Annotated in this window: 22 protein-coding genes; 11 read left to right on the top strand and 11 right to left on the bottom strand. The window is 69.6% G+C overall.

The window, feature by feature from the left end:
- Positions 1 to 18: 18 nt before the first annotated feature.
- From OG266_RS11425 to OG266_RS11405, 5 genes are all read left to right on the top strand, one after another.
- On the top strand, positions 19 to 1,233 hold the full coding sequence (locus OG266_RS11425) for an AI-2E family transporter (protein ID WP_329545172.1): 1,215 nt from the start codon (positions 19 to 21) through the stop codon (positions 1,231 to 1,233).
- Positions 1,234 to 1,567: 334 nt separating this feature from the next.
- Complete coding sequence (gene recA / locus OG266_RS11420) at positions 1,568 to 2,692, top strand: recombinase RecA (protein ID WP_266474386.1); 1,125 nt, start codon at positions 1,568 to 1,570, stop codon at positions 2,690 to 2,692.
- 3 nt (positions 2,693 to 2,695) lie between these two features.
- Entirely contained in the window at positions 2,696 to 3,604 is a 909-nt protein-coding gene (gene recX, locus OG266_RS11415; protein ID WP_371545223.1) for a recombination regulator RecX, read from the top strand.
- 382 nt (positions 3,605 to 3,986) lie between these two features.
- Positions 3,987 to 4,676: an ArsR/SmtB family transcription factor gene (locus OG266_RS11410; protein ID WP_371545221.1), complete on the top strand. Its 690-nt coding sequence runs from the start codon at positions 3,987 to 3,989 to the stop codon at positions 4,674 to 4,676.
- Positions 4,673 to 7,207 carry an FtsX-like permease family protein gene (locus OG266_RS11405; RefSeq protein ID WP_371545219.1) on the top strand — a complete coding sequence of 845 codons (2,535 nt, stop codon included), beginning with the start codon at positions 4,673 to 4,675 and terminating at the stop codon, positions 7,205 to 7,207. The genes OG266_RS11410 and OG266_RS11405 overlap by 4 nt, the downstream gene beginning before the upstream one ends.
- A gap of 68 nt (positions 7,208 to 7,275) precedes the next feature.
- Here the strand turns inward: OG266_RS11405 and OG266_RS11400 are convergent, their stop codons facing one another.
- The 8 genes from OG266_RS11400 to OG266_RS11365 form a co-directional block, all read right to left on the bottom strand.
- Positions 7,276 to 7,671, bottom strand: coding sequence for a rhodanese-like domain-containing protein (locus OG266_RS11400; protein WP_371545217.1), 396 nt, complete (start codon positions 7,669 to 7,671; stop codon positions 7,276 to 7,278).
- A complete protein-coding gene (locus OG266_RS11395) occupies positions 7,668 to 8,204 on the bottom strand; it encodes a cysteine dioxygenase (protein WP_371545215.1) in 537 nt (178 codons plus the stop codon). Before OG266_RS11395 ends, OG266_RS11400 begins: the two co-directional genes overlap by 4 nt.
- Before the next feature lie 74 nt (positions 8,205 to 8,278).
- Positions 8,279 to 8,350 (bottom strand): putative leader peptide, encoded by a 72-nt coding sequence (locus OG266_RS11390; protein WP_323178383.1) that lies wholly within the window; start codon positions 8,348 to 8,350, stop codon positions 8,279 to 8,281.
- 115 nt (positions 8,351 to 8,465) lie between these two features.
- Positions 8,466 to 10,145: an FAD-dependent monooxygenase gene (locus OG266_RS11385; RefSeq protein WP_371545212.1), complete on the bottom strand. Its 1,680-nt coding sequence runs from the start codon at positions 10,143 to 10,145 to the stop codon at positions 8,466 to 8,468.
- 180 nt (positions 10,146 to 10,325) lie between these two features.
- Positions 10,326 to 11,267 carry an amino acid ABC transporter permease gene (locus OG266_RS11380; RefSeq protein WP_266474374.1) on the bottom strand — a complete coding sequence of 314 codons (942 nt, stop codon included), beginning with the start codon at positions 11,265 to 11,267 and terminating at the stop codon, positions 10,326 to 10,328.
- A complete protein-coding gene (locus OG266_RS11375) occupies positions 11,264 to 11,932 on the bottom strand; it encodes an amino acid ABC transporter permease (protein WP_266474372.1) in 669 nt (222 codons plus the stop codon). Before OG266_RS11375 ends, OG266_RS11380 begins: the two co-directional genes overlap by 4 nt.
- Positions 11,933 to 12,048: 116 nt before the next feature.
- Positions 12,049 to 12,891 (bottom strand): glutamate ABC transporter substrate-binding protein, encoded by an 843-nt coding sequence (locus OG266_RS11370; RefSeq protein WP_266474369.1) that lies wholly within the window; start codon positions 12,889 to 12,891, stop codon positions 12,049 to 12,051.
- A gap of 64 nt (positions 12,892 to 12,955) precedes the next feature.
- Complete coding sequence (locus OG266_RS11365) at positions 12,956 to 13,732, bottom strand: amino acid ABC transporter ATP-binding protein (RefSeq protein ID WP_371545207.1); 777 nt, start codon at positions 13,730 to 13,732, stop codon at positions 12,956 to 12,958.
- A 307-nt stretch (positions 13,733 to 14,039) separates the two neighbouring features.
- Between OG266_RS11365 and OG266_RS11360 the strand changes: the two genes are divergently transcribed.
- Positions 14,040 to 14,726 carry a response regulator transcription factor gene (locus OG266_RS11360; protein ID WP_371545204.1) on the top strand — a complete coding sequence of 229 codons (687 nt, stop codon included), beginning with the start codon at positions 14,040 to 14,042 and terminating at the stop codon, positions 14,724 to 14,726.
- Positions 14,727 to 14,735: 9 nt separating this feature from the next.
- Entirely contained in the window at positions 14,736 to 16,145 is a 1,410-nt protein-coding gene (locus OG266_RS11355; RefSeq protein WP_329545164.1) for a HAMP domain-containing sensor histidine kinase, read from the top strand.
- Between the two features lie 36 nt (positions 16,146 to 16,181).
- On the opposite strand, the gene OG266_RS11350 is transcribed toward OG266_RS11355, so the two are convergent.
- Positions 16,182 to 17,180 (bottom strand): TAXI family TRAP transporter solute-binding subunit, encoded by a 999-nt coding sequence (locus tag OG266_RS11350; protein WP_371545201.1) that lies wholly within the window; start codon positions 17,178 to 17,180, stop codon positions 16,182 to 16,184.
- Between the two features lie 179 nt (positions 17,181 to 17,359).
- On the opposite strand from OG266_RS11350, the gene OG266_RS11345 reads away from it, so the two are divergent.
- From OG266_RS11345 to OG266_RS11335, 3 genes are all read left to right on the top strand, one after another.
- Positions 17,360 to 17,788 carry a MazG nucleotide pyrophosphohydrolase domain-containing protein gene (locus OG266_RS11345; protein ID WP_371545199.1) on the top strand — a complete coding sequence of 143 codons (429 nt, stop codon included), beginning with the start codon at positions 17,360 to 17,362 and terminating at the stop codon, positions 17,786 to 17,788.
- A gap of 40 nt (positions 17,789 to 17,828) precedes the next feature.
- Positions 17,829 to 19,355 carry a tRNA (N6-isopentenyl adenosine(37)-C2)-methylthiotransferase MiaB gene (miaB, locus tag OG266_RS11340; protein WP_371545196.1) on the top strand — a complete coding sequence of 509 codons (1,527 nt, stop codon included), beginning with the start codon at positions 17,829 to 17,831 and terminating at the stop codon, positions 19,353 to 19,355.
- A gap of 88 nt (positions 19,356 to 19,443) precedes the next feature.
- Complete coding sequence (locus tag OG266_RS11335) at positions 19,444 to 20,178, top strand: class III extradiol dioxygenase subunit B-like domain-containing protein (RefSeq protein WP_371545195.1); 735 nt, start codon at positions 19,444 to 19,446, stop codon at positions 20,176 to 20,178.
- Positions 20,179 to 20,607: 429 nt separating this feature from the next.
- Here OG266_RS11335 and OG266_RS11330 read toward each other — a convergent pair whose 3' ends face one another.
- Positions 20,608 to 20,871: an antitoxin gene (locus OG266_RS11330; protein WP_329545159.1), complete on the bottom strand. Its 264-nt coding sequence runs from the start codon at positions 20,869 to 20,871 to the stop codon at positions 20,608 to 20,610.
- A 24-nt stretch (positions 20,872 to 20,895) separates the two neighbouring features.
- Positions 20,896 to 21,087: a gliding motility protein gene (locus OG266_RS11325; RefSeq protein ID WP_323178371.1), complete on the bottom strand. Its 192-nt coding sequence runs from the start codon at positions 21,085 to 21,087 to the stop codon at positions 20,896 to 20,898.
- 246 nt (positions 21,088 to 21,333) lie between these two features.
- On the opposite strand from OG266_RS11325, the gene miaA reads away from it, so the two are divergent.
- Positions 21,334 to 22,272 carry a tRNA (adenosine(37)-N6)-dimethylallyltransferase MiaA gene (miaA, locus tag OG266_RS11320; protein ID WP_266474353.1) on the top strand — a complete coding sequence of 313 codons (939 nt, stop codon included), beginning with the start codon at positions 21,334 to 21,336 and terminating at the stop codon, positions 22,270 to 22,272.
- Positions 22,273 to 22,358 lie beyond the last annotated feature (86 nt).

Raw genomic sequence — 22,358 nt, 5'->3', positions numbered from 1 at the left:
GTGGGCGAGACTTGCTCCGTGGCCCCGACAGACGAGACCGCTCAGGTCGCCCAGCAGGCATCACCGTTCGGCACGACGCCGCCCTCCGGCCCCCCGGCCGGGGACGCCGCCGCGCAGGGCGGGCGCATGCCGCGCTGGCTGCCGCGCGCCATGGTGCTCGCCCTCGCGCTCATCGCCGTGTTCCAGTTGGGCAGTTGGGCGTTCCACGAGCTCACCGGCTTGCTGATCAACATCCTCATCGCGTTCTTCCTGGCGCTCGCCATCGAGCCCGCGGTGAGCCGGATGGCCTCGTACGGCATGCGCAGGGGGCTGGCCACCTTCCTGGTCTTCCTCGGCCTGTTGATCTTCGCCGCCGGATTCGTCACGCTGCTCGGCTCCATGCTCGCGGGCCAGATCATCAAGATCGTCGAGGACTTTCCGAACTACCTCGACTCCGTCATCAACTGGATCAACGCGCACTTCAACACCGACCTGAAGCGGGTCGACGTCCAGGAGGGCCTGCTCCGCTCCGACTGGCTGCGCAACTATGTCCAGAACAGCGCCACCGGTGTCCTGGACGTCTCCACCCAGGTGCTCGGAGGACTCTTCCAGCTGCTGACGATCACGCTGTTCTCCTTCTACTTCGCCGCGGACGGGCCGAGGCTGCGCCGCGCGCTGTGCTCCGTACTGCCGCCCGCGCGGCAGGCAGAGGTCCTGCGTGCGTGGGAGATCGCCGTGGACAAGACCGGCGGCTATCTGTACTCACGCGGTCTGATGGCGCTCATCTCGGGGGTCGCGCACTACATCCTGCTGGAATCCCTGGGCGTGCCCTACGCGCCCGTGCTCGCCGTCTGGGTGGGCCTGGTCTCGCAGTTCATCCCCACCATCGGTACCTATCTCGCGGGCGCCCTGCCGATGCTGATCGCCTTCACGGTCGACCCCTGGTACGCGCTGTGGGTGCTGATCTTCGTCGTGATCTACCAGCAGTTCGAGAACTACGTGCTGCAGCCCAAGCTGACCGCGAAGACCGTCGACATCCACCCCGCGGTCGCCTTCGGGTCGGTCGTCGCGGGCACCGCGCTCCTCGGTGCGGTGGGCGCGCTGATCGCCATCCCCGCGGTCGCCACACTGCAGGCCTTCCTGGGCGCCTATGTGAAGCGGTACGACGTCACGGACGACCCGCGGGTGCACGGTCACCGGGAACGGGGCTCGAGCCCCCTCTTCGCGCGCATGCGGCGCTTGTTCACCAGGTGAGCACAGCCAGGAATCCGGCTCCCGCGACGGCCTTCGCGTAGCAGCGGGCCGCTGTGCACGCCGGATGCCCGGGTGAGGTGCGAGGCCCGGGATCCAGCCGGTGTGGGAGTGCCGGTGAACTCTTGGTGATGCCGCGTGGTGCGCTTGACACCAAAATCGAACATCCATTCTCATGGAATCTCCGGCCGGGTTTTCGACGGGGATTTCGGCAGGGTTTTCACGGAGATGTGCCCGAGTTATCCACAGGTCGGACGGGCGTCGGGGCGCATTGTCAGTGGCAGGCGTTAGCGTCTTTGACGTGAAGCGATCGACTCAAGTAAATCGGGTGGAACCCATGGCAGGAACCGACCGCGAGAAGGCGTTGGACGCCGCACTCGCACAGATTGAACGGCAATTCGGCAAGGGCGCAGTGATGCGTCTGGGCGAGCGGCCGAATGAGCCCATCGAGGTCATCCCCACCGGGTCGACCGCCCTCGACGTCGCCCTCGGCGTCGGCGGACTGCCGCGCGGCCGAGTGGTGGAGGTGTACGGACCGGAGTCCTCCGGTAAGACAACGCTGACTCTGCACGCGGTGGCGAACGCGCAGAAGGCGGGCGGCCAGGTGGCCTTCGTGGACGCCGAGCACGCCCTCGACCCCGAGTACGCGAAGAAGCTCGGCGTCGACATCGACAACCTGATCCTGTCGCAGCCGGACAACGGCGAGCAGGCTCTCGAGATCGTGGACATGCTGGTCCGCTCCGGTGCACTCGACCTGATCGTCATCGACTCCGTTGCAGCCCTGGTGCCGCGCGCGGAGATCGAGGGCGAGATGGGTGACTCGCACGTGGGTCTGCAGGCCCGCCTGATGAGCCAGGCGCTCCGCAAGATCACAGGCGCGCTCCACCAGTCCGGGACCACCGCGATCTTCATCAACCAGCTCCGCGAGAAGATCGGCGTGATGTTCGGCTCCCCGGAGACCACGACCGGTGGCCGCGCACTGAAGTTCTACGCCTCGGTGCGACTCGACATCCGCCGCATCGAGACCCTCAAGGACGGCACGGACGCGGTCGGCAACCGTACTCGCGTCAAGGTCGTCAAGAACAAGGTCGCGCCGCCCTTCAAGCAGGCCGAGTTCGACATCCTCTACGGCCACGGCATCAGCCGCGAGGGCGGCCTGATCGACATGGGCGTGGAGAACGGCTTCGTCCGCAAGGCCGGCGCCTGGTACACGTACGAGGGCGACCAGCTCGGCCAGGGCAAGGAGAACGCGCGCAACTTCCTCAAGGACAACCCCGATCTCGCCAACGAGATCGAGAAGAAGATCCTGGAGAAGCTGGGTGTCGGCGTGAAGCCGGAGAAGCCCACCGCCGAGCCCGGCGCGGACGCGGCGGTCACGGTCGCTTCGGACGAGGCGGCGAAGACGGTGCCTGCTCCGGCGACCAAGGCCGCCAAGCCCAAGACCGCGGCGGCCAAGAGCTAGCCCATGACGCGACGAACCGACTGGGCCGAGTACGCCTACCCTGCTGCCCCGGAGGGGCAGGGGCAGGGGTACGACGGGGGCAGGGGCGGCTCGGCCGGAGACGGCGACAGAGCGTATGGCGGTGACGGGGCGTACGGCGGCGCTGGGACGTCTGGCGCCGGCGGGTTCTACGGCGGTGACCCGGACGGCGGGGGGTCGTCGCCGGAGAGCGGCTCGCGGGGCGGCGAAGGCCTGCCCTGGGGCGAGGGTTCGCCCGGCGGTGGCTCGCGCCGGGGCGGCGGTCGGCGCGGTGACGGCGGGCCGCGCGGTGGACGAGGGCGTCGGAGACGTGCCGGTTTCGGTGAGTCGTCCGGCGACCCACAGGACGGAGGCGCCCCTTCCTCGTCGAGGGCCGAGAAGGGGGAGTCCCCAGGGGACCCGGCTGAGCGGGCGCGGGCGATCTGTCTGCGCCTGCTCACCGGGACCCCGCGCACGCGGAAACAGCTCGCGGACGCGCTGCGCAAGCGCGAGATCCCCGACGACGTGGCGAACGAGGTGCTGTCACGGTACGAGGAGGTCGGCCTGATCAACGACAGCGCCTTCGCGGACGCCTGGGTGGAGTCCCGGCATCACGGTCGGGGCCTGGCCAGACGGGCGCTCGTGCAGGAGTTGCGTACCAAGGGCGTGGACGCGACGCTGATCGACGAGGCCGTCGGGCAGCTCGACTCCGAGCAGGAGGAGGCGACCGCGCGCGAGCTGGTCGCCCGCAAGCTGCGTGCCACACGCGGCCTCGACCGGGACAAGCGGCTGCGGCGCCTAGCGGGCATGCTCGCCCGCAAGGGCTATCCCGAGGGGATGGCCCTGAGAGTGGTTCGCCGGGCGCTGGAGGAAGAGGGCGAGGACACGGAAGGTCTTGGGGACGAGGGGTTCTGACCCTGGGGGGTTCGGTTCTGGAGCCATGCGGGGCTCGGAGTTGCTGGGGTGAGTCGGATCGCCGCTGAGTAATCCGAATTCCGGGCGGCTCGGACTACCCCGGCGGTTCGCTTCCCGGTGACGCGGTGACGCGGTGACGCGGTGACGCGGTGACCCGGTGACGCGGTGACCCGGTGACGCGGTGACCCGGTGACCCGGTGACCCGGTGACCCGGTGACGACGTAGCGCCGGAACTGGGCCGGACCGTCGGGTGCCTCCGTCCAGTTCCGGCGCCTCGCGCCACCGGCGGACCCCGGGTTCCGAGCTGGTGGGGTTAACCCCCGCTTGAAGACGCCGGGTCGCCGCACTGCACAGGTACCTGTGCACAGACAACTGTGTACCCATGGCACAGGAACCCGGCGCGACGGACTCCCCGGAGGGGCGGACGGCCAAGGCGCCGCACACGTCCACGGAGCTCTCCGACCTCGCCACGCTCAAGGCCCTTGCGCAACCGCGTCGGCAGCGCATGCTCCAGCACCTCACCGTGCACGGTCCCGCCACCTCGGCGACGTTGGCGCGGGCGCTCGGACTCAACACCGGAGCCACCAGCTACCACCTGCGTGAACTCGCCCGGTACGGCTTCGTCGAGGAGCAGACCGAGGCGACCGGCCATGGCCGGGAGCGCTGGTGGCGGGCTGTCCCCGGTGACCGACGCTTCCCGCCGCGCAGTCGTCAGAGTCCCGAGATGCGGCTCGTCATGGACGAGTTGAACCACCACGCGTACGCCGCCGACCTCGAACTCTTCGAGCAGTTGCAGCTGCAGGCGCAGGCGCAGTCCCAGACGGACGCGGGCGGCGATCCCTGGGCCGATGCCTTCCCGTACTCGCGCGGCAGCATCCGGCTGACCCTCCCCGAACTCCGCGCGTTCTTCGAGGAGTACATCGCTCTCCTCAACCGCTACAAGCGCCCCGAGGGCGACACACCGCCCGGCGCCCGCACCGTGCTCACCCGCTTCCTGGCCTTCCCGGCGCCGGACGCCGCGCCCGCGAGCCACCCGGAACCCCACAACAGAACAGAGAGCGACCCCTCATGATGCTGCGCTACGCACTCAAGACCGTCCGAGCCCGCAAAGGCGGCTTCCTCGGCGCCTTCCTCGCCCTGATGTGCGCGGCCGCCCTCATCACCGCCTGCGGCACCCTCCTTGAAACGGGTCTGCGCGGCACGATCGGCACCGAACGCTATGCCGCCGCCCCCGTAGTGGTCTCCGCCGACCAGAACGTCCACCAGACCACCGTCAAGCAGAAGAAGGGCAAGACCAAGGTCAAACACAAGGCCAAGCCGATCGCCGAACGGGCCTGGCTCCCGGACGACCTCGCCGCACGGCTCAGCGGGGTCGCGGGCGTGGACCGAGTCGTCCCCGAACTGACCTTCCTCGCCCAGCCGTTGACACCCACCGGGACGGTCGAGAAGAGCCGGCCCGCCTACGGTCACGCCTGGGACTCCGCCGCGCTGACCCCGTACACGCTGACCACCGGCACCGCACCCCAGGCCGACGGCGACCTCGTCGTCGACCGCTACCTCGCCGAGCGCGCCCACCTCAAGCCCGGCGACCGGCTCACGGTCCAGTCCACGCAGTCCCCGCGCTCCTACCGTGTCACCGGAATCGCCGCGCCCACCAAGGCCGTACGCCACCAGACCTCCCTCTTCTTCTCCACCGCCGAAGCCCGTCGCCTCGCCGCTCACCCCGGCCAGGTGACCGCCTTCGGCGTGCTGCCTGCCAAGGGCACCGACACGGCCACCCTTGAACAGGCCGTCACCAAGGCGTTGAACGGCACGACCGCGCAGGTCAGCGCGGGTGACGAGCGTGGTCCGGTCGAGTTCCTGGACGCGGCCGCAGCCCGCACGAGGCTGATCAGCATGGGCGGCGCGATGGGTGGCACCTCGCTGCTCGTGGCCGTACTGGTGGTCGTCGGCACCTTCGCGCTCTCCGTGCAGCAGCGTCACCGTGAACTCGCCCTGCTGCGCGCCATCGCCGCCACACAGGGTCAGATCCGCACACTCCTCGGCCGTGAGGCCCTGATCGTCGGGGCCGCCGCAGGTACGGCAGGCGCACTTGCCGGGCTGCCGTTGGGGAGCTGGCTGCACAGCAGGTTCGTGGCCATGGGCGCCGTCCCCGCCACCCTTCAGCACACCGTCAGCGTCTTCCCGTTCTTCGCCGCGATCATCGCGACGCTTCTGGGGGCCTGGGCCGCCGCTCGTATCTCGTCACGCCGTATCACCCGGATCCGTCCGGCCGAAGCGCTCGCCGAAGCCCGGACCGAGCGCACCCGCCCCGCGTGGGGTCGTATCCTCGCCGGTCTCGCGCTGCTGGCCGGGGGCACCGTCCTCATCGTCGTCCTCAGCTTCCTGCGCACCGAGCCTGCCTCAACGCCCGTGACCTTCCTGGCCGTTGTGGTCCTCGCCACCGCAGTCGCGCTGCTGGGACCGCTCCTGGTCCGGGCAGCCGCGGCCATCCTTGCGGGCCCGCTGCGGCTGAGCGGTCCGGGCGGCAGGCTCGCGCGCGCCAACCTCCGCGGCAACGCCGCCCGCATGGCCTCCGTCGTCACTCCGCTCACCCTCCTCATCGGTATGACCTGCACGGTTCTCTTCGTCCAGCCGACCCTGGGCGACGCCGCCCGCGCTCAGGCCCGCGAAGGAATCCGCGCCGATTGGGTGCTGGCCGCCCAGGGGCCCGGAGTCCCGGCCGAAGCCGCACGGCAGCTGCGTACACACGACGACATCGTCACCGAAGTGGTCCGCACGACCGTCCGCGTGGGCCTCGACAAGTACGCGGCCCAAGGCGTCACACCCGGTGGCCTCGCCCGCACCTGGGACCCGGACGTCACCGCGGGCTCCCTGAACCACCTGAAGAGCAACACCGTCGCCGTCAGTGAACTCGCGGCCGACCAGCTCCACTTGAAGCCGGGAAGCACCCTGAAACTCACCCTCGGCGACGGCACGCCGGCCACGCTCACCGTCGCCGCCGTCTACGCCAAGGGCCTCGGCTTCGGAGACCTCACCCTCGCCCATGACCTGATCGCCCGCCACGTGGACAACCCGCTCGCCACCTCCGTCCTCGTCAGCACCGCCCGTACACAGACACAACTCGCGACTACGCTGCGTGAGTTCCCGGGTGTCGAAGTTCTTGCGCCGGCCGCCGCCGACTCGATCCAGGCCGAGCGGCAGCAGGCGAACGCCGAGGTCAACTACCTCGCCATGGGCCTGGTTCTGGCCTTCACCGCCATCGCCGTCGTCAACACGCTCGCGATGTCCGTCTCCGAGCGTGTCCGCGAGTTCGCGATGCTCCGCCTCGCCGGAGCGACCCGCCGTCAGGTGCTGCGAATGCTGCGCACGGAGACCCTCTCGGTCCTGCTGCTCGCCACCGCCCTCGGCAGCGGAATCGCGCTCGCCGTCCTGACCGCCTTCAGCATCGGCATGACGGGTGGCGCGGCTCCGGCGGTCACCCCTCTGGTGTACGCCGTGGTTGTCGCCGTCGCCGGGCTGCTTGCCCTCGTCGCCACCGCGTTGCCCGGCCGAGTGGCGCTCGCGCCCCGCCCCGTCACTGTGGCCACGGCCAAGGAGTAAGGGGCAGTACGCAATGGTGGGCGCCCCTTACATCAGGGGGCGCCCACATCGGCGTACTGCCTGGGCCGTTACTCCTTCACCGGAAACCCGGCCGCCTTCCACGCCTGGAAGCCTCCGACCAGGTCGGTCGCCCGGTGCAGTCCCAACTGCCGCAGGGACACGGCCGCGAGGCTCGACGCGTACCCCTCGTTGCACACCACCACGACCCGTAGGTCGTGGCTCGTGGCCTCCGGGGCGCGGTGACTTCCCTGGGGGTCGAGCCGCCACTCCAGTTCGTTGCGCTCGACGACGAGGGCGCCGGGGATCAGGCCGTCGCGCTCGCGCAGGGCGGCGTACCGGATGTCGACCAGGAGGGCCTCGCCGGCCTGTCCGGCGTCGTACGCCTCCTTGGCCTCCACACGGTCGAGTCCCTCGCGGACCCGGTCCAGCAACTCGTCCACTCCCACCGGGTGTTGGGCGGTCACTGCCAGTCCTCCGGGCGCTCGACCTGCTCCAGGCGCAGCACCTGGCCCGTACGGCTGTAGCGGCGGATCCGCGGCAGGGGCGGGTAGTAGGCGTGGACCGAGATCGCGTGCTCCTCGGTGGATTCGTTGAGCACCTCGTGCACATGGTGGCGGCCGAAGGAGCGGCCCTTGCCGGCCGTCAACCGCCGCTCGCGGTCCACCCCTTCGGTGAGTTCGAGGGTCTTCCAGCCGTCGGTGGGCAGTCGAGCGGCGAGCGAGTACTCCTTGAGTTCGCCCGACGCGGTGAGGAAGGCGCCGACCGAGTCGGCGTGGTCGTGCCAGCCGGTTCCGGTACCTGGCGGCCAGCCGATCAGCCAGGCCTCGCTGCCCCCGGGGCCTTCGAGACGCACCCAGGTGCGGCCCTCGGGATCGAGTGGGAGCGAGGCGATCAGCTCGGCGTCGGCGGCACTACGGCGCACGAAGTCGAGCAGCTCGGCCTGGGTGGGAGTTTGTGAGGGCGCGGAAGGCGCGGAAACAGAGGGTGACACAGACACGCGTACCGTCCTGAAGGTTTCGCTTGGAGCCCGCGGCCATGCAGAGGCGGCTCACGCGGGAAGAAGGATGCGAATCAGCAGGACGGGTGACAGATGCAGCCCGCGTAGCGGACCAGGTCCATATGGACCCTCCGCCACAGGTGCACACAGGTATCGGTCACGATCCGGAGTACACCATGGAGGTGGGGGAGGGTCAACTGACAGTCACTATGTGGACCCCTGGTCCACGGTCGCTCAAGCGAGGCTCGAGCGACCGCCGGATCAGCTGGTACTGGCCGTCGCCTCCGCCTTCGCCGCTCCGCCCAGTGTCGCCTCGGCCGCCGCGTACAGATCGGCCGGACGCACCCCGCTCAACGCGGTGACCAGGTGCCCGTCGGGGCGGATGAGCAGCACGGTGTGCGCCGCCGCACCGGGGTAGCTCTCCGCGACCAGCAGCTCGGCCGGGTGCGGCAGCGCGGTCACGGCAGCTGCGAGCCGGGGCATGATTCCGGCCGTCACCCAGTGCTTGCGCTCCCACACGCCGGTACCGGGCGCGATCAGCACCACAAGCAGCGCCCCACGCCCGAGCCGCTCCCGCAGCGGTACGAACGAACCGTCCTCCGCCGTCACCCGCACGTCGACGACCGGCGCACCGGGCGCAGTGTCCACGGGCGTCCCCGACTCGGCGTGCGGAGGCGCGAGCGGCGAATCGGCGTACGCCCCCGGCGCACCCAGCGGGCCGCGCCCCAGGTGACCGTCCGTGAGTAGCGTGTCGTGTCCCCGGGCGGATCCGGGGACGTACGAGCGCAGCCCTCCGCCGCCGCGCAGCAGCGGCAGCGACTGGTCGGCGGCGCGCAGCCGGGCCGCGACGACCGCGCGCCGCTCGGCCTGGTAGCTGTCGAGCAGCGTCTCGTGCGGGCCGTGGTGCCAGGCCAGCGCCAGTTTCCAGGCGAGGTTGTCGGCGTCCCGCAGCCCCTCGTCCAGGCCCTGGGTGCCGAGTGCGCCGAGCAGGTGCGCGGCGTCCCCGGCGAGGAAGACACGGCCGGACCGCCACCGGCGGGCGAGTCGGTGGTGGACGGTGTGGACTCCGGTGTCGAGCAGCTCGTACGGAGGTGTGGAGCCGCCGCTCCAACCGCCGAGGGTCTCCCGGATACGCGCGACCAGCAGATCAGGCGTGACCAGGTCCTTTCCCGGGGGCAGCAGCCAGTCCAGTCGCCACACGCCGTCGGCGAGGGGGCGGGCGGTCACCTCCCCGGCCGAAGGGCCCGACGTCCGCCACGGCGGCATACGGTGCAACAACGCTTCGCCGGGCCACGGAAGTTCCGTACGCAGCGCCGCCACGGCGTGTCGTTCGACGGCCGTACGGCCCGGGAAGCGGATGTCCTGGAGTTTGCGCACCGTCGAGCGTGGCCCGTCGCAGCCGACGAGGTAACTGCCGCGCCACCATGTGCCCTTGGGGCCGCGGGTGTGCGCGGTGACGCCCGACGTCTCCTGCTCGACGGAGTCGAGGCGGCTGCTCGTGGCGATCTTGACGAGCCGCTCGCCCGCGAGGGCCCCGCGCAGGGCGGTGGTCAGGACGTGCTGGGCGAGGTGCAGGGGGGCGGAGAACGGCGCGGCGTCACCCGGAACGGCGGAAGCAGCAGGGCCTGCCGCGCGGCTCGGGCCGTCCGAGCCCCCGGAGTCTTCGGAACCCCCTGAACCGAACCTGACCTCGCGCATCACCTGCTTGCGCCGCATCGACCGCCATCCGGCCCAACGGAAACCGGCCTCGGAGAGGGGGAAACCCGTCAGCCGCTCGATCAGCGCGGCTGTGTCCTCGCGCAGAACGACCGTCCGCGCGGGCCGCTGTTCGTCCTTGCCGGGCCCTTCGTCGAGGACCACGGAGGGGACCTCCTGGCGGGCGAGCGCAAGGGCGAGCGTGAGCCCCACGGGCCCCGCTCCGACGATGATCACCGGGTCCATGGCGCGGTGCCCCCTGCCCGGAGCGATGCCCTGAGGGACGTACGGGAACAGGCAGTTGGAGCGGGGTGCACGATCACAGAACGTATGCAACCTATTGCCGGTGCTTGCGTCAAGTGACGGAGGCAGTGGCGATCACGCCACTGCCTCCCTGTCGCTCAAGCCACTTGACTGTGCATCAGATCATCGGGGTGGTTTGTCGGTGAAGGTGAAGCCGCTCGGGCCGCCACCCTCGCCACCGGTCCCGAAGCCGCCCCCCACCGCAGCGGGGTTGATCTCCACCGCATCCTCGCCGAGGACCACGCCCGTGCCCTTCTTGCTGCGCCGCAGCCTGCCCTCCAGCCAACTGGCGAAGCTGGTGAGGATGAAGTTCACGATGATGAAGATGACCGCGACCACGATGAAGCTGGGGATGACGTTGGCGTAGTTGGCCGCCAGCGTGCTGCGCGAGTTGAGCAGCTCGGTGAACCCGAGCATCACGCCGCCCAGTGCGGTGTCCTTCACGATGACGACGAGCTGGCTGACGATGGCCGGAAGCATCGCGGTGACCGCCTGCGGCAGCAGGATGTTGGTCATCGTCTGGCCCTTGCGCAGACCGACCGCCATGGCGGCCTCGGACTGCCCCTTGGGCAGGGAGAGGATGCCCGCTCGCACGATCTCGGCGAGGACCGAGGCGTTGTAGAGCACCAGGCCGGTGACGACCGCGTAGAGAGGCCGCTCTTCGCTTCCGATGTCCGTGGAGCGGACGTAGAACTCGTTGGCGAACAGCATCAGCAGCAGCACCGGGATCGACCGGAAGAACTCGACCACCGTGCTGGCCGCGCCCCTCACCCATCGGTGATCGGAGAGGCGTGCGATGCCGAAGAACGCGCCCAACGGAAGGGCGATCACCATGGAGATCGCAGCGGCCTTCAGCGTGTTGGCCAGGCCCGGCAGCAGGTATGTCGTCCAGGCCTGCGACGTGGTGAACGGTTCCCACAGGTCCCACTTCAGCTGGCCCTTGTCGTCCATGGTCTTCCAGATCCACCACAGGAAGAGGGCAAGCAGGACGAAGAAGACCACAGAGAAGATCACATTGCGCCGCTTGGCGCGGGGACCCGGGGTGTCGTAGAGCACCGAGGTCATCGCTTCACCGCCAGTCGCTTGCTCAGCCAGCCGAGGAGGAGGCCGGTCGGCAGGGTCAGTACCACGAACCCGAAGGCGAACACGGCACCGATGGCGATCGTCTGGGCCTCGTTCTCGATCATTTCCTTCATCAGATAGGCCGCCTCGGCGACGCCGATCGCGGCCGCCACCGTGGTGTTCTTGGTCAGCGCGATCAGTACGTTGGCCAGTGGGCCGATGACCGAACGGAAGGCCTGCGGAAGGACGATGAGCCGCAGGACCTGACTGAAGCTCAGCCCGATGGCGCGTGCCGCCTCGGCCTGTCCGGGGGGCACGGTGTTGATGCCGGAGCGCAGCGCCTCGCAGACGAACGCGGCGTGGTAGCCGGCCAGACCGAGCACGGCAAGGCGGAAGCCCTGGACCTTGAAATCGTCGGGCGCTCCCATCGTCACGCCGAAGATGTCGGCGAGGCCGAGCGAGGCGAAGACGATGATGACGGTCAGGGGGATGTTCCGGACGATGTTCACGTAGGCGGTGCCGAACCCGCGCATGAGCGGGACCGGGCTGACCCGCATGGCGGCCAGCAGGGTGCCCAGGACCAGGGAGCCGAGGGCGGAGAGGGCGGTGAGTTTCACCGTCATCCAGAACGCCCCGAGGACGTCGTAACCTTCAAGAAAGTCGAACACGATCTCCCGCGCTTCCGGGTGTGTGGCTTACGTGGAGGGCATGGCGCGCCGCCGCCCTGATCGCTGCGGGCGGCGGCGCGTCATGGAACCCTGCGTTGCTGGGCCGGAGCCTTGCGTTACGAGACGATGTTGCCGATCTTCGGCGCGGGCTCGTTCTTGTAGCCGGCCGGACCGAAGTTGGCGTCGACGGCCTTCTGCCACGAACCGTCACTGACCATCTTCGTCAGGGCGGCGTTGATCTTGTCCGTGGTCGCGGTGTCGTCCTTCTTCACGCCGATGCCGTAGTTCTCGTTGCTCAGCTTGAGGCCGGTGAGCTTGAACTGGCCCTTGTACTTGTCCTGCGCGGCGAAGCCCGCGAGGATCGAGTCGTCGGTGGTCACCGCGTCCACTGCGCCGCTCTGCAGAGCGGCGATGCACTCCGAGTAGCCGCTGAGCTCCTTCAGCTGGGCCTTCGGGGCGATGTCGGCCTTGACGTTCTGCGCCGAGGTGGAGCCGGTCACGGAGCACAGCTTCTTGCCGTTGAGGTCCGTGCCCTTGGCGATGTCGGAGTCCGACTTGACGAGCAGGTCCTGGTGGGCCAGCAGGTAGGGGCCGGCGAAGTTGACCTTCTCCTTGCGCTCGTCGTTGATCGAGTACGTGGCCGCGATGAACTTGACGTCGCCACGGGCGATCGCGTTCTCGCGGTCGGCGCTCTTGGTCTCGACGAACTCGATCTTGTCGGCGTCGTAACCGAGTTCCTTGGCCACGTACGTCGCCACGTCCACGTCGAAGCCGGAGAAGGAACCGTCGGGCTCCTTGAGGCCGAGACCGGGCTGGTCGTACTTGATGCCGACCTTGATCGTGCCGCCGCCGCTGGAGCCGGAACCGGCGTCGTCCTTGTCGTCGGAGCCACACGCCGTCGCGGACAGAGCGAGGGCGAGCACGGCGGCCGAGGCGGCGGTGACCTTGCGGAGCTTCATGGTGAACATCCTTTGGGATGAAGACGGATGCGGGCCGTCGGTGACGGAGAGGTACGACAGACGATCAGTGGTGCAGGATCTTCGACAGGAAGTCCTTGGCACGGTCGCTGCGGGGATTGCTGAAGAACTGGTCCGGCACAGCTTCTTCGACGATGCGTCCGTCGGCCATGAACACCACTCGGTTCGCAGCCGAACGAGCGAAGCCCATCTCATGGGTGACGACGATCATGGTCATGCCGTCGCGCGCGAGCTGCTGCATGACCTCCAGGACCTCGTTGATCATCTCGGGGTCGAGCGCCGAGGTCGGCTCGTCGAAGAGCATGACCTTGGGGTCCATCGCCAGCGCCCGCGCGATGGCGACGCGCTGCTGCTGGCCGCCCGAGAGCTGCGCGGGGTACTTGTCGGCCTGCGTGCTGATGCCGACGCGGTCGAGCAGTCCGCGGGCCTTCTCCTCGGCCACCTTCTTGTCGGCCTTGCGGACCTTGATCTGGCCCAGCATCACGTTCTCGAGCACCGTCTTGTGCGCGAAGAGGTTGAAGGACTGGAAGACCATGCCGACGTCGGCCCGAAGCCGGGCCAGCGCCTTGCCCTCCGCGGGCAGCGGTTTGCCGTCGATCGAGATGGCGCCCGAGTCGATCGTCTCCAGGCGGTTGATGGCGCGGCACAGGGTGGACTTCCCGGACCCGGAGGGTCCGATGACCACGACGACCTCGCCACGGGTGATCGTCAGGTCGATGTCCTGGAGAACGTGCAACGCGCCGAAGTGCTTGTTGACGCTCTTCAGGACGACCAGTTCTTCGGTCGCGGCCACGGCGTCCTTGGCCACCGATACTTCGGTCATCGCTCTTTGGCTCCGTCCTCGCGGTTTGGGAGGACAGTAGTGACCCCGTACGACCAGCGTCATTACATCTGAGGGGAAATTGAGCATAACGATCCGATAGCGGGTGGACACGCCACGTAACGATCATCGTCGGGGGCGTACCGGCTGGGTAACGGAAGCCGCACGCAACCCGAACCCTCTTGACGCCGTCCTTACCTATCGGCGTGACTGCGAGGGTGCACGCGCGCGCGTGCCCGTACTTTTACAGTCCGAGACCGTACGACCGATGATCCGAGACCGTACGACCGATGAACCGGAGGGGGCCGGCATGAGACTGCTCCTCGTCGAGGACGACAACCATGTCGCCGCCGCTCTGTCCGCGGTCCTGGCGCGGCACGGTTTCCACGTCACGCACGCCCGCAGCGGCGAGGAGGCGCTCCAGGCGCTGGTGCCGGAGAGTGACGGTTTCGGGGTCGTCCTGCTCGACCTGGGCCTCCCGGACCAGGACGGCTACGAGGTCTGCGGCAAGATCCGCAAGCGGACCAGCACCCCGGTGATCATGGTCACCGCGCGCGCCGACGTACGTTCCCGGATCCACGGTCTCAACCTCGGAGCCGACGACTACGTAGTGAAGCCGTACGACACGGGGGAGTTGCTCGCACGTATCCACGCCGTCAGCCGGCGCAGCGTCCCCGACGACGCCTCGGCCACCGCCGAGAGCGGACTGCGACTCGGTCCCGTGCACATCGAACTGCCCACCCGTCAGGTCAGTGTGGACGGTTTGATCGTCCAACTGACCCGCAAGGAGTTCGACCTTCTCGCGCTCCTGGCCCAGCGGCCCGGCGTGGTGTTCCGCAGGGAGCAGATCATCAGCGAGGTGTGGCGGACCAGTTGGGAGGGGACCGGGCGCACCCTGGAGGTGCATGTCGCGTCCCTGCGCTCCAAACTGCGCATGCCGGCGCTGATCGAGACCGTGCGCGGCGTCGGGTACCGGCTCGTCGCGCCTGCGGCGTAGCGGGGACGGGTGCGCACACGTCTTTTCCCGCTGCTCATCGTCCTGATGGCCGCCGTGCTGCTCGCGCTCGGCATCCCGCTCGCGGCGAGCCTCGCGGCCGCGCAGCAGCAGAGGGTGGTCGTCGACCGCATCGACGACACGGCACGCTTCGCGGCCCTCGCGCAGTACGTCGCCGACCCGTCGACCGGTCCCGGGACGGGCGGCACCACGGACGAACGCCGCGAGACCCTGAGCAAGGAACTCGCCCGCTACCACAGCCTGTACGGCATCCGGGCCGGCGTCTTCTACCGCGATGACGACCCCATGGCCAACGCCCCCGACACCTGGTTGCTGCCCGAGACGGGCGAGGGGCGCGACGCCTTCAACGAGGCGCTCGGGAGCCGCCGCAGCCACGACCCCGAACAGGTCTGGCCCTGGCAACGGCACCGGCTCATCGTCGCGTCCCCGGTCGTCAAGGACGGTGACGTCGTCGCCGTCGTCGTCACCGACTCGCCCACCGGGCAGATGCGTTCGCGGACCCTGCACGGCTGGCTGATCATCGGCGCGGGCGAGGTCGCCGCGATGCTCCTCGCCCTCGGCGCCGCGCTGCGTCTCACCGGCTGGGTGCTCAGGCCGGTACGCGTTCTCGACGCCACCACCCACGACATCGCGACCGGACGCCTGAAGTCCCGCGTAGCGGCCGCCGGCGGTCCGCCGGAACTCCGGCGCCTGGCCCGGTCGTTCAACGAGATGGCGGACAACGTCGAGGACGTCCTGGAGCAGCAGCGCGCCTTCGTCGCCGACGCCTCGCACCAGCTGCGCAACCCGCTCTCGGCGCTGCTGCTGCGTATCGAGCTGCTTGCCCTCGAACTCCCCGAGGGCAATGAAGAGATCGCCTCGGTCCAGACCGAGGGCAAGCGCCTCGCCGAGGTCCTCGACGACCTCCTCGACCTGGCGCTCGCCGAGCATGCCGAGGCGGACCTGCGGCTCACCGACATCGGCGAGCTCACGTCCGAGCGTGTGGCCGCGTGGGGACCGGTCGCCGAGAGCAAGGGCGTACGGCTCGTCGGCACCTGCCCGGCCACGACCGCCTGGACCGACCCGGTCACGCTGTCCAGTGCCCTGGACGCGGTGATCGACAACGCGCTGAAGTTCACGCCGGAGGGGGAGAGCGTCGAGGTGAAGGTCGCCTCGAACGGCGAGTTCTCGACCGTGGTGGTCACCGACGGCGGCCCTGGCCTCAGCGACGAGGACCTGGCCCGCATCGGCGACCGCTTCTGGCGCAGCGCCAGGCACCAGAACATCAAGGGCTCGGGACTGGGCCTGTCCATCTCCCGCGCACTGCTCGCGGCGGCCGGCGGCTCCATCGCGTACGACCATCACGAGCCGCACGGCCTGCGGGTGACGGTGCGGGTGCCGAGGTCGCGGTCCAGCTTCTGAGGGGGCTGCTGTGTTCTGGCGGCGGGGACGGCGCGGCTAGGGCTTGACCGACCGGTAGTAGCGTCGCGCGCCCTCGTGCAGCTGAAGCGGGTCGGTGTAGATGGCCGTCCGCAGGTCCACCAGCTGCGCCGCGTGCACCTTGCGGCCGATGCGGTCGCGGCTGTCGATCACCGTGCGGGTGATCTCCTCGGTGAGCTTCGCGTCCGCGTCCTCCCGCGTCACCAGCAGGTTGGCCACGGCCACCGTCTGCACCGATGAGCCCAGCTGCGCCTTCGGGTAGGCGTCGGCGGGCATGACCGCGGCCCGGTAGTAGCGGGAGGCGCCCCCCTGCTCGTGCAGCTTCTTGATCAGGTCGCTCCCTATCGGGACCAGCCTGATGTCGTAGCTCTTGGAGAGCTCCAGCACGGCACTCGTCGGAAGGCCGCCCGACCAGAAGAAGGCGTCGATCTTTTTCTGTTTGAGCAGCCCCGGCATGGTGCCGATGCCCTCGGCCAACGGCTTTACGTCCTTCGTCGGGTCGAGCCCTGCCGCTTCGAGCACATGATTCGCGATCAGCCGCACCCCGGAGCCGGACGGTCCCACGGCGACCCTCTTGCCCCGCAGGTCCGCCACGGACCGCACGGAGGACGTGCGCGGGACCACCAGGTGCACATAGTCGTCGTAGAGCCGGGCGCAGCTGCGCAGCTGGTCCGCTCCCGGCTTGTCCTGCAGCATGTACGTCTCCACCGCGTCGGCCGCCGCGACGGTGAAGTCGGCGTACCCCGTGGCCACACGGCGGACGTTCTCCTGCGAGCCGTCGCTGTTCAGGAGCTGTACGTCCAGACGCGGCATGTCCTTGGCGAGGGCGCCCTGAAGGAGCTCGCCGTACTTCTGGTAGACGCCGGTCGGCGTACCCGTGCTGAACGTGATCGTCCCGCCAGGAGACTCCTCGCCCAGCGGCAGCAGCCACCACAGCAGCAGCCCGAAGACCACGAAACCGGCAGCCGAACCGAACAGCGCGCGGCGCCTGCCGATGTGGGGGAGTGCCTGGAACATGCGCGCGATCCTGCCAGTCCGGGCGCGGTTCTGGCCAGGGCGGGGCTCGCGGGGTGCGGAGGGGGCGTCAGCGTTGACGGGACCCCGTCAGCAGGGCGAGCTGTGATTGTGCAGGCAGGTTCTCCTGACTCCGCCGGATGCGGACAACCTCTCCGGACTCCCCTGGATAGGGTCGCCTGATGCATTCCCCTACGGAGCCCTCGACGCAAGCCTCTCCCGCCTCCCTGGTCCGTGAATTCCACCTGGCTTTCGGTCTCGCCGCCCGCACCGTCCCGACGGAGGTCTCCCCGGAGCTCGCCGCGCATCGCGGTGAACTTCTTGCCGAGGAGGCCGCCGAAGTCGCCGAGGTCTCGGTCACGGGCCCCCTGGACCGGCTGGCGCACGAGCTCGCCGACGTCGTGTACGTGGCGTACGGCACGGCACTCGTCCACGGGATCGACCTCGACGCGGTGATCGCCGAGATCCACCGGTCCAACATGACGAAGCTGGGCCCCGACGGCCGCGTCGCCCGCCGGGACGACGGCAAGGTGCTCAAGGGGGACCACTACAGAGCGCCGAACGTGTCCGAGATCCTGCGGAGCCAGGGGTGGACGCCCGCTGACGCCTAGGGAGACAAGAGGTACTCCGGGTACCGCCTACCCTTGTCACATGAGCAGCAGCGACCGGAGCCAGGCAGTGGACGTTCAGGAATCCAAGACATACGAAGTGCGCACTTACGGGTGCCAGATGAACGTCCATGACTCCGAACGCCTGTCGGGCCTCTTGGAGGATGCCGGTTACGTACGCGCGCCCAAGGACGCGGACGGCGACGCGGATGTCGTCGTCTTCAACACCTGCGCGGTACGGGAGAACGCCGACAACAGGCTGTACGGCAACCTCGGCCGGCTCGCCCCGATGAAGACGAAACGCCCCGGCATGCAGATCGCCGTCGGCGGCTGTCTCGCCCAGAAGGACCGCGACACCATCGTGAAGCGTGCTCCCTGGGTGGACGTCGTCTTCGGGACGCACAACATCGGCAAGCTGCCGGTCCTCCTGGAGCGCGCCCGCGTGCAGGAAGAGGCGCAGGTCGAGATCGCCGAGTCCCTTGAGGCGTTCCCCTCGACGCTGCCGACCCGCCGCGAGAGCGCGTACGCCGCCTGGGTCTCCATCTCCGTCGGGTGCAACAACACCTGTACCTTCTGCATCGTCCCGGCGCTGCGCGGCAAGGAGAAGGACCGCAGGACCGGCGACATCCTGGCCGAGATCGAGGCACTGGTCGGCGAGGGCGTCTCGGAGATCACGCTGCTCGGGCAGAACGTAAACGCTTACGGCAGCGACATCGGCGACCGCGAGGCCTTCAGCAAGCTGCTCCGCGCCTGCGGCAGGATCGAGGGCCTGGAGCGGGTGCGCTTCACCTCGCCGCACCCGCGCGACTTCACGGACGACGTGATCGCCGCGATGGCCGAGACGCCGAACGTCATGCCGCAGCTGCACATGCCGATGCAGTCCGGCTCGGACACGGTCCTGAAGGCGATGCGCCGCTCGTACCGCCAGGAGCGCTACCTGGGGATCATCGAGAAGGTACGGGCCGGTATCCCGCACGCGGCGATCACCACCGACATCATCGTGGGCTTCCCCGGCGAGACCGAGGAGGACTTCGAGCAGACCCTGCACGCGGTCCGCGAGGCCCGCTTCGCGCAGGCGTTCACGTTCCAGTACTCCAAGCGCCCCGGAACGCCGGCGGCCACCATGGAGGGGCAGATCCCCAAGAAGGTCGTCCAGGAGCGCTACGAGCGTCTCGTCGCCCTCCAGGAGGAGATCTCCTGGGACGAGAACAAGAAGCAGGTCGGCCGCACCCTGGAGCTGATGGTCGCCGAGGGCGAGGGCCGCAAGGACGGCGCCACACACCGCCTCTCCGGCCGCGCCCCCGACAACCGCCTGGTCCACTTCACCAAGCCCGACGAGGACGTGCGCCCCGGCGACGTCGTCACCGTCGAGATCACCTACGCCGCCCCGCACCACCTCCTCGCCGAGGGCGCCGTCCTGAACGTGCGCCGCACGCGCGCGGGGGACGCGTGGGAGAAGCGCAACGCCGCCGCGGCCGCGAAGCCGGCGGGCGTCATGCTCGGCCTGCCGAAGATCGGCGCGCCCGAGCCGCTGCCGGTCGCGGCGAGCAGCGGGTGCGGCTGCGACTGACTCCGTCGCTTGCCGGGAATGGGTCCAGGTGACGACGTACTGATCCAGGAGTGACGTTCCGCCGCCGAGCGGGGCTACGCTGCCGATCATGCTTGTAGCCGCCGCAGTCTGCCCCTGTCCGCCGCTGCTCGTCCCGGACGTCGCCGCCGGTGCGGCGCCCGAGCTGGACGCCGCGCGCGCCGCCTGTACGGACGCGCTGGGCGTGCTCGCCGCCTCCCGCCCCGACCTGCTGGTCGTCGTGGGCCCCGCCGAACAGAACGGGCGCGGTCCGCACCTTGAGGGCACCGGGGGCTCGTTCCGCGGGTTCGGCGTGGATCTCGACGTACGCCTGGGAAACGTACGCCTGGGAAGTGGGGCGTCGGACCCGGGCGTTTCTGAGCGTGAGCTTCCGGCCTCGCTCGCCGTCGCCGCGTGGCTGCTCGAGCGCACGGGCTGGTCCGATGCCCCGGTCGAGGGTCTCGGTGTGGGGGAACCTCTCGAGGCCGAGCGGTGTATTCAAGTCGGGGAGAGCATCGGCGCGCGGGCCGGGCGGGTGGCACTGCTGGTGATGGGCGACGCCAGCGCCTGCCGGACGCTCAAGGCGCCCGGCTATCTCGACGAGCGCGCGGCGGGCTTCGACGCGGGGGTCGCGCGTGCGCTGGAGGCGGCGGACGTGCCGGCCCTCAAAGCGCTGGACGCGGAGCTGGCGCAGGAGCTGAAGGTCTCCGGGCGGGCCCCCTGGCAGGTCCTCGCGGGCGCGGCGGAGGGTGCGGGGCTCGGCGGCGCACTGCTGTACGAGGACGCGCCGTACGGGGTGGGGTATCTGGTGGCGGCCTGGTCCTGAAGGCTGTCTGGGGCGGCTTCGGGGGCTTGGCGTGGTGGTTCAGGGGGCGTCCCTGAGCACGGTGGTGCTTGAGGCCGTCCGGGTGACTGGTGCCGGGACGCGCTTGGCGTAGTCGCCGACCTCCGCGTCGTGGCCGCCCGGGAGGCGCGGCCCTTCGCGGCATGCGTGGCCTGGAGTCTCTTGAGCCGCTGCGACTGAGCCGCTGCGGCGCACTCCGGCGCCAACTCACTGGCTGCTGCGGCCGACGGGCTGCGATCCTCGCCCCCCGTCGGGAAGTCGCCTCTGCCCGGAAGCCGCCTCCGCCGGGAAGCCGCCTCCGCCGGGAAGCCGCCTCCGCCGGGAAACCGGCCCCCGGCCACCCCGCCCCGAACGCGGCGGACGGCCGGGAGCCCTGAGTGCTCCTCGGCCGTCCGGCGATGTGCGCTGTGTTCAGGAAGCCGTAGGCGGGGACGGCGCGTCCGGCGGAGGTGTGGCGCCGTTGCTGTCCTTGTGCGCGAGGCGGTCCATGGCGCCCTTCGCCTTGCCCGTGCCTGTCTGGATCTTGTCGCTGTACTTGTGCTTGGTCTTTTCGTCGACGACCTTCGCGGCCTTGTCGAGACCATGACTGACCTTGTCGCCGTGCTGCTGCGCGAGGTCCGAGACCTTGTCCTTGGCAGGCGCCAGCTTGGCTTTGAGATTGTCCAGGAGACCCATGGTCCGCCTTCCCTCGAGGGGCAGTTACTTGCGGGCGCCCTCGCCGGCCTCGTTGTCGGCAGCCTTCTCGGCGGTCTGCTGCTTGGGGATCTCCACGTCCTCCGTGGTGGCGGCACCGGCGGTCTCCGCCGTCGCCTCGTCCTCGGTCTCGGACGAACCCTTCGCCTCTTCCGCCACCTCCGCCTCGGTCTCGGCCGTCAGTGTGTCGGCCTGCACCTCAGCGGTTGACGCCTCCTCCGTAGCCTTCGACCTCCGGAGAAGCCGTGCAAAAACGCCCATATCCACTCCATACGTTACTCGTGAGGGCGAAATCCCGCGTTGCCCGGTGCGTCCCATTGCGTCGCCCGGGTCACCGGTCCTCGAAAACCGGCGGCTGGAACCTCGCAACAGGCAACGACCCCGGACTCGTGCCGTCACTTAACTCGTTCGAGGACAGGCCCGGAGGTTTGCGAGACTGGGACGGTGAGAAGCGCACCGCCCGCCCCCCGGGTCATCGCCGTCGTCGGACCGACCGCGGCAGGAAAGTCCGATCTGGGCGTTTTCCTTGCCCAACGCCTCGGAGGCGAGGTCGTCAACGCCGACTCCATGCAGTTGTACCGAGGGATGGACATCGGCACCGCCAAGCTGACGCCCGAGGAACGCGGTGGGATCCCGCACCACCTCCTGGACATATGGGACGTGACCGTCACGGCCAGCGTCGCCGAGTACCAGCGGCTCGCCCGCGCCCGGATCGACGCGCTGCTCGCCGAGGGCAGCTGGCCGATCCTGGTGGGCGGCTCCGGGCTGTACGTCCGTGGGGCCGTCGACAATCTCGAGTTCCCCGGCACCGACCCCGAGGTGCGGGCCCGCCTGGAGGAGGAGCTCACCCTGCGCGGCTCCGGCGCGCTGCACGCGCGGCTGGCCATGGCCGACCCGGAGGCCGCCCACGCGATCCTGCCCAGCAACGGCCGCCGTATCGTCCGCGCCCTCGAAGTCATCGAGATCACCGGCAAGCCCTTCACCGCCAACCTGCCGGGCCACGACTCGGTGTACGACACCCTTCAGATCGGCGTCGACGTCGCACGCCCCGAGCTGGACGAGCGCATCGCGCGCCGGGTGGACCGTATGTGGGAGGCGGGGCTCGTCGACGAGGTGCGCGCGCTGGAGGCGCAGGGCTTGCGCGAGGGGCGCACGGCCGCGCGCGCACTTGGGTACCAGCAGGTGCTCGCGGCGCTTGCTGGGGAGTGCGATGAAGAAGAGGCGCGCGCCGAGACCGTACGCGCGACCAAGCGCTTCGCGCGCCGTCAGGATTCATGGTTCCGCCGCGACCCACGGGTGCATTGGCTCAGTGGGGCCGCGGCGGATCTCACAGAACTCCCGCAGCTCGCGCTGGCGTTGGTCGAACGACCGGTCACAGCCTGATCACGTCATGGCATCGGGACGCTCCGGCCGTCATCCCGGCCTCCGGCGCCGTGCCATCATCGAGCTTCGATCGACCAGTGAATGCC

The sequence above is a fragment of the Streptomyces sp. NBC_00554 genome (assembly GCF_041431135.1).
GTDB lineage: Bacteria > Actinomycetota > Actinomycetes > Streptomycetales > Streptomycetaceae > Streptomyces.
This window is presented reverse-complemented; position numbering and strand designations above follow the sequence as displayed.

Excerpts from the sequence above, each read along its gene's own strand:
- OG266_RS11365 (WP_371545207.1), bottom strand. The coding sequence starts at position 13,732 with ATGACCGAAGTATCGGTGGCCAAGGACGCCGTGGCCGCGACCGAAGAA.
- OG266_RS11350 (WP_371545201.1), bottom strand. The coding sequence starts at position 17,180 with ATGTTCCAGGCACTCCCCCACATCGGCAGGCGCCGCGCGCTGTTCGGT.
- OG266_RS11410 (WP_371545221.1), top strand. The coding sequence starts at position 3,987 with ATGGCACAGGAACCCGGCGCGACGGACTCCCCGGAGGGGCGGACGGCC.
- recA (WP_266474386.1), top strand. The coding sequence starts at position 1,568 with ATGGCAGGAACCGACCGCGAGAAGGCGTTGGACGCCGCACTCGCACAG.
- OG266_RS11385 (WP_371545212.1), bottom strand. The coding sequence starts at position 10,145 with ATGGACCCGGTGATCATCGTCGGAGCGGGGCCCGTGGGGCTCACGCTC.
- recX (WP_371545223.1), top strand. The coding sequence starts at position 2,696 with ATGACGCGACGAACCGACTGGGCCGAGTACGCCTACCCTGCTGCCCCG.
- OG266_RS11330 (WP_329545159.1), bottom strand. The coding sequence starts at position 20,871 with ATGGGTCTCCTGGACAATCTCAAAGCCAAGCTGGCGCCTGCCAAGGAC.
- OG266_RS11405 (WP_371545219.1), top strand. The coding sequence starts at position 4,673 with ATGATGCTGCGCTACGCACTCAAGACCGTCCGAGCCCGCAAAGGCGGC.
- OG266_RS11370 (WP_266474369.1), bottom strand. The coding sequence starts at position 12,891 with ATGAAGCTCCGCAAGGTCACCGCCGCCTCGGCCGCCGTGCTCGCCCTC.
- OG266_RS11345 (WP_371545199.1), top strand. The coding sequence starts at position 17,360 with ATGCATTCCCCTACGGAGCCCTCGACGCAAGCCTCTCCCGCCTCCCTG.
- OG266_RS11335 (WP_371545195.1), top strand. The coding sequence starts at position 19,444 with ATGCTTGTAGCCGCCGCAGTCTGCCCCTGTCCGCCGCTGCTCGTCCCG.
- OG266_RS11360 (WP_371545204.1), top strand. The coding sequence starts at position 14,040 with ATGAGACTGCTCCTCGTCGAGGACGACAACCATGTCGCCGCCGCTCTG.
- miaB (WP_371545196.1), top strand. The coding sequence starts at position 17,829 with ATGAGCAGCAGCGACCGGAGCCAGGCAGTGGACGTTCAGGAATCCAAG.
- OG266_RS11380 (WP_266474374.1), bottom strand. The coding sequence starts at position 11,267 with ATGACCTCGGTGCTCTACGACACCCCGGGTCCCCGCGCCAAGCGGCGC.